General features: G+C 42.5%; 5 protein-coding genes. 3 read left to right on the plus strand and 2 right to left on the minus strand.

What is annotated here, in order from left to right:
- Positions 1–399: 399 nt before the first annotated feature.
- A complete protein-coding gene (locus V7K73_RS10790) occupies positions 400–870 on the plus strand; it encodes a BON domain-containing protein (protein ID WP_334879753.1) in 471 nt (156 codons plus the stop codon).
- Positions 871–1452: 582 nt separating this feature from the next.
- On the opposite strand, the gene V7K73_RS10795 is transcribed toward V7K73_RS10790, so the two are convergent.
- Positions 1453–1728 (minus strand): hypothetical protein, encoded by a 276-nt coding sequence (locus tag V7K73_RS10795; RefSeq protein WP_334879755.1) that lies wholly within the window; start codon positions 1726–1728, stop codon positions 1453–1455.
- A gap of 64 nt (positions 1729–1792) precedes the next feature.
- Positions 1793–2143 (minus strand): DUF433 domain-containing protein, encoded by a 351-nt coding sequence (locus V7K73_RS10800; RefSeq protein WP_334879757.1) that lies wholly within the window; start codon positions 2141–2143, stop codon positions 1793–1795.
- Between the two features lie 227 nt (positions 2144–2370).
- On the opposite strand from V7K73_RS10800, the gene smc reads away from it, so the two are divergent.
- Complete coding sequence (smc, locus tag V7K73_RS10805) at positions 2371–6012, plus strand: chromosome segregation protein SMC (RefSeq protein ID WP_334879759.1); 3642 nt, start codon at positions 2371–2373, stop codon at positions 6010–6012.
- A 58-nt stretch (positions 6013–6070) separates the two neighbouring features.
- Positions 6071–7066: a PRC-barrel domain-containing protein gene (locus V7K73_RS10810; protein ID WP_334879761.1), complete on the plus strand. Its 996-nt coding sequence runs from the start codon at positions 6071–6073 to the stop codon at positions 7064–7066.
- Positions 7067–7649: the final 583 nt, after the last annotated feature.

Consider the following 7649-nt stretch of genomic DNA (forward strand, 5'->3'; position numbering starts at 1 on the left):
CGTAAAAAGTTTCTCCAAATTATTCAGTGGGCAATTCAAGGAGAAGTCAAGTCGGTGTATGTAGCCCACAAAGATAGGCTGTGCCGCTTTGGTTTGGTTTTGATTTGGTAGAACAAATCATTGTCTGGGGAGGCGGAACTGTTGTAGTAGCGAACAGCTACAGACTGTATGCAGAGGCATCCTGGTTAGCAACCGTCAGGAAAATTGAATTGGCGCTTCTCAAAAATGGCTGCAAAATCTTAGCCTCAATAAATCGTCTAAGTTTCAATTTCCACCAACCTGAGTACTTGCTTGGGAACTTTTGCTAGTTCACATTTAATTACTTTTTAACATCTGCTCCTCACAATCACACACACCTCAATTAATCGCTTCCAGTATTTATTCAATTTGGAGAAGATAATGAAAAAGCTAATTCTATTACTAGTTAGTAGTATTTTGGTAGTTGGTACTTTTGGCTGTCAAGAGGCTCCTAAAACTGGTTCAGAAACTCCTAGCGCTACTAATGAAGCTGCTCAACCAACAGCAACACCAGCTTCTCAGATAAATCCAACTGCGGATAAAACTACTGCTAAAATTCCAGTAATACAAACGACTCCTTTAGGAGTTATCACAGATACTACTAAAACCGATTCTGCAAAAACGGCAGCAACAAAAGCTAAGAGCAACTTGAAAACTGAAGTTAGCGAAAAGTTGAATAAAGGCTTACCAGGTAATAAGTTACAAGTTGAAAACAAAGAGGGTGAAATTATTCTCAAAGGCACAGCGACTTCTGCTGAAGAACTCAAGAAAGCTGAAACCTTGGCTAAAGAAGTTCAAGGTGTGAAGACGGTGAAGGTGGAAGCAAAAGTTGAAGCTGTAAAAAAGTCATAAAAGAATAACTGAAGCTCTCAGTTAACCGTGGACTAACTAAATCAGCTTACATAATCAAAAAATTTAAACAGGACTTACATCTGCGTAAGCCCTTTTTTTGCTTAAATAAGGGTGAGTTAATTGGGAGCATCCCAATGAGTTCTTAAATCTTTTCCCTCACCCCCAGCCCCTCTCCCGATTCCGGGAGAGGGGAGACATAATTCTAGTTCCCCGAATCCCATATGAAGGGGTTAGGGGATGAGGGCAAACACAAAGTTTTTGCACCTGACGGGATGCTCCCAGTTAATTAGTAGTCACGCTCGAAAGAATAGTTATCATGGGTTTATTTATCTATCGGGAAGTGCTTGTTTGAGGATACCTTCTACAAACTGCGTCTTTGCATCGCAATAAGAATCAATATTAAAGTCAGGGCTATTTCATTCTATTTTTACGGCACTTTTTAGGAATCTTTTTCAGAAAAATAAGAATTTAAACGCGATTTAAGTTGAGAACCGTAGTTTTTGCCCTCACCCTAAATCCCTCTCCCAAGTCTGGGAGAGGGACTTTGAAAACGTCACATTTTAGAATGAAATAGCCCTGATATTAAAGTAGTGGTAAATTAATAATTTGGTTTTGATATTCATCATTAAAAGATGCTTGAGCAATTAGACTTAATTCACTAATAGTCTGACCGATGGTTAATTTCTCATTCAAAATAAAAATACCCGGTTTATTACGCCCTTGCGCGATATGTTCAGCTAAATGTCCAGGCATAGATGTACGGTTATTTGTGACTAAAATAAAGTTATATTCCTCACACCAGCATAATATTTCTGGATCTAATGTGCCTCTGGGAGGAGCGCCAGGATCACCAACCACCCACATCATTAAGTTAGGGTTGCGTTGGAAAAATTGGCGGTTATAGACTTTATCAAAATTTTCATCAAGAAGATATTTGAGAGTAATGTATTTTTTTCATTGCTTCTCTTTCAGCTTTCAGTTTTAGCAATTTGGTTACAACTGGCGGTGGATTGCGTCGCTGTTCTTCTCGCATTCGGTGACTATGTTCTAGCCAATTAGCTATGTAAGCACTGACTGCTTCCTTGTTATGTAGGTAATAAAGAATAGTTGCATATATTTGCTCTAAAGTTACTGATGGATAGCTTTGGGAAATTTCCTCTGGAGTTCGAGACCGATGGATGAAATCATAGAGGATAGTTTCAATTCCTACTCTTGTACCTTTGAGTCGAATATCATCAGGTCGCTGAAAATCGAAGTAATCTTCTACTTGCATAATTTAATTTATTATATTTACCCATAAAATCATCTTACATACTTGTAAAATAGTCTTGCAATAAATAGTAATGAACTGATAATTTTCTCACTCCCACGATTCTCCTTCCCCTCTCTGCGTTCTCTGCGCCTCTGTGGTTCGATAATTCCTAAATTTCCCCCTACCCTCTTGCGAATTTTTAATTACTTGATACACTTGTTCTTCATTAGCCCAGTGAACCAGCGCCTATGGTGCATATCAAGCGCGTGGAACTTACGAACTTCAAATCCTTCGGTGGCACAACCTCAGTCCCTTTGCTACCGGGGTGTACTGTCATATCTGGGCCAAATGGTTCAGGTAAATCGAATATTCTAGATGCACTGCTATTTTGCCTCGGACTCTCCAGTTCTAAGGGAATGCGAGCCGATCGCCTCCCAGATTTGGTAAATAACACCCAAACCTCTAAAGGACGCGCTTCTATTGAAGCTAGCGTCACTGTGACATTTGATTTGTCAGGAGAGGACTCACCCAAAGCCGCAAAGGCGCAGAGTGAGGAAGCAGGGGAAGCGGGGGAAGTAGGGGAAGCAGAGGAAGAAAATCCAAAATCCAAAATCCAAAATCCAAAATCGGGAGAGTGGAGTGTTACTAGAAGGCTGCGAGTCACTCACCAAGGCACTTACACGTCGAATTACTATATCAATGGTGAAGCTTGCACGCTCACAGAGTTGCATGAGCAATTAAGTAACCTGCGCGTTTATCCTGAAGGCTACAATGTTGTGTTGCAAGGGGATGTCACCAGCATTATCTCGATGAATACGCGGGAACGGCGGGAAATTATTGATGAATTGGCGGGGGTGGCGGCGTTCGATCGCAAAATTGTTCAAGCCAAATCAACTTTAGATGAGGTGAAAGAAAAAGAAGATAGCTGTCGGATTATTGAAACAGAATTAACTGCACAATGCGATCGCCTTTCTCAAGATCGGGCGAAAGCTGAGAAATATCAAAAACTCCGCACGGAATTTCTAGCGAAACAATCTTGGGAAGCTGTTTTATCATGGCGATCGCTCCAAGCACAACAAGAAAAGTTAGTTCAGGAAATTCAAAATAGCGATCGCAATTCGACTGAACTCACTACCCAACTCACAAACCTAAATTCCCAAATCGTCCAAAAAACGGCTGAACTGGAACAACTCAATAAACATGTAAAAGCATTGGGAGAAGATGAACTTTTGGCAGTACAATCTACCCTCGCCACCCAAGAAGCTGAACGAAAACAACTCCAGCGTCAACTCACAGAATTAGAAACAGCAACGCAGGAAACTGCTAAACGTCTGACTCAAACTCAGCAAGAAATTCAAAAATACCGTCATTCCCTAGAAGAAATTGCCCAAACACAAGTTGTAGAGGGACAATCTATTGTCTATTCACAGCAGCAAAGGGATGAAGTACAGCAAGCACTACAAACTTCCCGCGAAGCCGCCGCCGAAATCGCCTCGGCTTCGGAAGCGTGGGTGCAGCAACAAACGGCATTCAACCGTCAAATTGAAACTCTGCTGCAAACTCTAGAACCACAACGCACCGAACAAGCACAACTCAGGGAACGCAATAATCAGTTACAGCAGTTAATCCAAGAACAAACTCAGCTAATTGAACGCGATGAACCATTATTAGCCCAAAAACAAACTGACTGTAGTCAAATTGAAACGGAATTTAACGCCTCTAGCGAACCCATCCAAAATTTAGCCGAAAATCTCTCAGCCACAGAACAAGAACTGCAAATCCAACAGGAAACTCAAAAACGCTTACTTTTTGAACAACGAGAAAAACAACGCCAGTTGGATAAAATCGAGGCGCAAGCGCAAGCACAGCAAGAAGTTCAAGGAACCCAAGCGAGTAAAGTCATTTTACAATCGGGAATGCCTGGACTTTGTGGCTTAGTTGTGCAGTTGGGCAAAGTGGAACCCCGCCATCAGCTAGCTTTAGAAATGGCTGCCGGTGGACGTTTGGGACATATTGTGGTAGAAGATGACAGCATCGCCGCAGCCGGAATTGAATTGCTCAAACAGAAACGTGCAGGGAGAGCGACTTTTTTACCACTGAATAAAATTCACGCTCCCAAATTTACTCAAGATGCAACGCTACGGTTCGCCAACGGTTTCGTTAATTATGCTGTTAATTTAGTCGATTGCGATCGCCGTTACAAAGATGTATTTAGCTATGTTTTCGGTAACACGGTAGTTTTTGCCAACCTGGAGGCGGCGCGAAAAAATTTAGGGTTGTATCGCATCGTCACCTTAGACGGGGAATTGTTAGAAACTAGTGGTGCAATGACTGGTGGTAGTAATACCCAGCGTTCAGCCTTGCGGTTTGGGAATGCGGAAGCGGGAGAATCTGATGAAGCGATCGCTTTAAGAAGTCGCTTGCTGGATATTGAGCGAGTTTTAGAACGTTGTACAGAAGCGATCACTACTTTGTCAGCCAGAACCAAAAAACTCACCCCCGAACTCACAGAAGCGCGTCAGGCGCGGCGCGAACAGCAGTTGCAATTGGAGCAGTTGCAGAAAGATATTAAGAGTTTGACAGCGCAATTAGAGGGGATGCGATCGCAACTCTCCCAAAACAGCCAAAAGTTAGCCACTGCTCAATCCCGTCTAGAAATTTTAGAGCGGGAATTACCGGGGCAAGAAAATCAGTTGCAACAATTGCGACACGCTTTAGCAGAGTTAGAAGCATCCCAAACTCCCAGCGAATGGCAACAAATCCAGGCAACCATTAAAATTCAAGAGCAACAATTGCAACAACGGGAGGCGGCATTAAGGGAAGCTGAACAAAAATTAAAAAATTTGGAAAATCAGCAACAACGGTTGCAAGAGAAAAGCCAAGAAGGGGAGGAGCGAATTGCCCAATATCATCTTGAGCAAGAGACGCAAAAAAATCAACTAACTTCCCTCAGCACTCAACACTCACAACTCAGCACTTTAATTGCCGAAACCCGCGCGACGCTGAGTCTTATGGAACAGAATTTAGGAGAAGAAAAACAAAAACGCGACGCTACAGAATTGGAAGTGCGATCGCATCTTTTGCGTCAACAACAATTGCAATGGGAAATCCAAAAACTCCAAGAAACCCAAGAGAAACGGCGGGAAGAACTAATTGCACTACAAAATCAGTTGCGGGATATGGGAGCAGAATTACCAAATCCCTTGCCGGAAGTTCCAGATAAAGTAGATTTGGAGGAATTGCAGAAAGAATTGCGATCGCTTACCAAACGCTTACAGGCAATGGAACCTGTTAATATGCTGGCGTTAGAAGAATACGAACGCACTCAAAACCGTCTCCAAGAACTCACCCAAAAATTGCAAACTTTAGAAGGAGAACGCACCGAACTACTTTTGCGGATTGAAAATTTTACCACATTGCGGCAACTTGCCTTTAAAGAAGCATTTGATGCTGTCAACGAAAACTTTCAATCGATTTTTGCCATTCTTTCCGACGGCGACGGCTTCTTGCAACTCGAAAATCCTGAAGATCCCTTTAGTAGTGGGCTAAATTTAGTCGCACACCCCAAAGGTAAACCCGTACAGCGCCTAGCTTCCATGTCTGGGGGAGAAAAATCACTTACAGCCTTAAGCTTTATCTTTGCCCTGCAACGCTATCGCCCATCACCATTTTACGCCTTTGACGAAGTAGATATGTTCCTAGATGGGGCAAACGTAGAGCGATTAGCTAGAATGATTAAGCAACAGTCACAACAAGCGCAATTTATAGTTGTTAGTTTGCGTCGTCCGATGATAGAATCAGCCGAACGCACAATTGGCGTTACTCAAGCACGAGGAGCTTACACTCAAGTTTTGGGGATTAAGTTACAATCATCCAATACATCTGCTTGAGTTTTTGTTAATAATAGTGTATAGATAAACCGGATTCGAGATCAGGACTCGGTATAGAATGACCTCCGAACAGATAATTAGGCGTTCCGACATATTAAATACCCAGGTGATTACCCGCGACAACGGCAAGCGGCTAGGCATCATCAGTCAAGTCTGGGTTGATATAGATCAACGAGAGGTTGTGGCTCTTGGTTTGCGAGATAGCCTGATCTCCATTTCGGGCATACCGCGCTATATGTACCTCAACAACATCAGCCAGATTGGTGATGTCATCCTGGTTGATAACGAAGATGTCATTGAAGATATTGAAGTTGAATCTCTCAGTAATCTGATTAACTGGGAAGTAATTACAGAAACAGGTGAAGTATTAGGCAAAGTTCGGGGCTTCAAGTTCAACGGCGAAACCGGCAAGCTTAACTCCATAGTTATCGCTTCTTTAGGATTGCCCCAAATACCCGATCAATTTCTGAGTACTTACGAGTTCTCAGTAGATGAAATTGTCAGCACAGGCCCCAATCGGTTGATTGTATTTGAGGGAGCCGAAGAACGCGTAGATCAGTTAACAGTTGGTTTACTAGAGCGCCTGGGTATCGGCAAAGCCCCTTGGGAACGAGATATAGAAGAAGAATACGGCTATACTCCACCGCGTACAGTTGCACCACCCAATCAACTGCCTAGTGGAGTGCCATTGCAACCACCCAGGCAAAAAGTTCGCGCCCCCGAACCCGTAGCGCGAGAAGAGGAATGGACAGAAGACTATGTGGAAGAACAAAGGCCACAGCGTCAGGTAATGAAGGCGCGGCAGTATGAATCTATTCAATACGAAGAAGACGAGGAAGAAGATAATTGGAGCGAGGCTACAGGTAACGACAGGTATCAACAACCGCAGCCGTTAAAATATGAAGCCCAGCCCTATAACAAGCCTTATGTTGATGAATACGAGGATTATGACGACGTAGACGGCGATGCTTGGGAAGATGCGCCCAAACCGGTGAATATTCCCAAAAAAGTCAAGGAAAGACAGCCAGAATACGAAGAAGAAGGCGGATATTAGGTTATCCCCACCCTCAACCCCTTCCCCGCGCCAGCGAGGAGGGGGTTTTTTTATTAAAAGTAAACGTCATGTCCCACAAAGAACTGAAGTTCCTTGGCTTTTAGCAAAAGTCATTTGAAGATGACTAAATATATACCAAAAAATTTTAGTCTACTTCAGTAGACTTTAGCTATAGCACTTCTCGTTTATGTGAGGTACGGCAATTCATGAATTGCTCCTACATTTCGTACTTGATGCGTAAGTCCTATATTTTGTTAATGCTGCATCATCCCAAGAAAGATCGCAGTTGGAGAGAGTACCCTACAGGGTACTGTTAACCTCCAAGTAGTCATACTACGATGTAAACAATTAATCAAGGGGCTAATTGCTAATTTATAAATGTAAGTAAGTAGAAAATTAGTAAAAAAAAGATGTACTTTAGTGCTAAACACAAAAACTAAAATCGTTATGACAAACTTATTTACCTAGCAAAGTTGTCTTGGTAAAATACCAGGGCTATTTCATTCTATTTTTACGGCAGTTTTTAGGAATCTTTTTCAGAAAAATAAGAATTTAAACGCGATTTAAGTTGAGAACCGTAGTT

It is taken from the genome of Nostoc sp., assembly GCF_036916975.1.
Lineage (GTDB): Bacteria > Cyanobacteriota > Cyanobacteriia > Cyanobacteriales > Nostocaceae > Nostoc.

Excerpts from the sequence above, each read along its gene's own strand:
- smc (WP_334879759.1), top strand. The coding sequence starts at position 2,371 with ATGGTGCATATCAAGCGCGTGGAACTTACGAACTTCAAATCCTTCGGT.
- V7K73_RS10800 (WP_334879757.1), bottom strand. The coding sequence starts at position 2,143 with ATGCAAGTAGAAGATTACTTCGATTTTCAGCGACCTGATGATATTCGA.
- V7K73_RS10790 (WP_334879753.1), top strand. The coding sequence starts at position 400 with ATGAAAAAGCTAATTCTATTACTAGTTAGTAGTATTTTGGTAGTTGGT.
- V7K73_RS10810 (WP_334879761.1), top strand. The coding sequence starts at position 6,071 with ATGACCTCCGAACAGATAATTAGGCGTTCCGACATATTAAATACCCAG.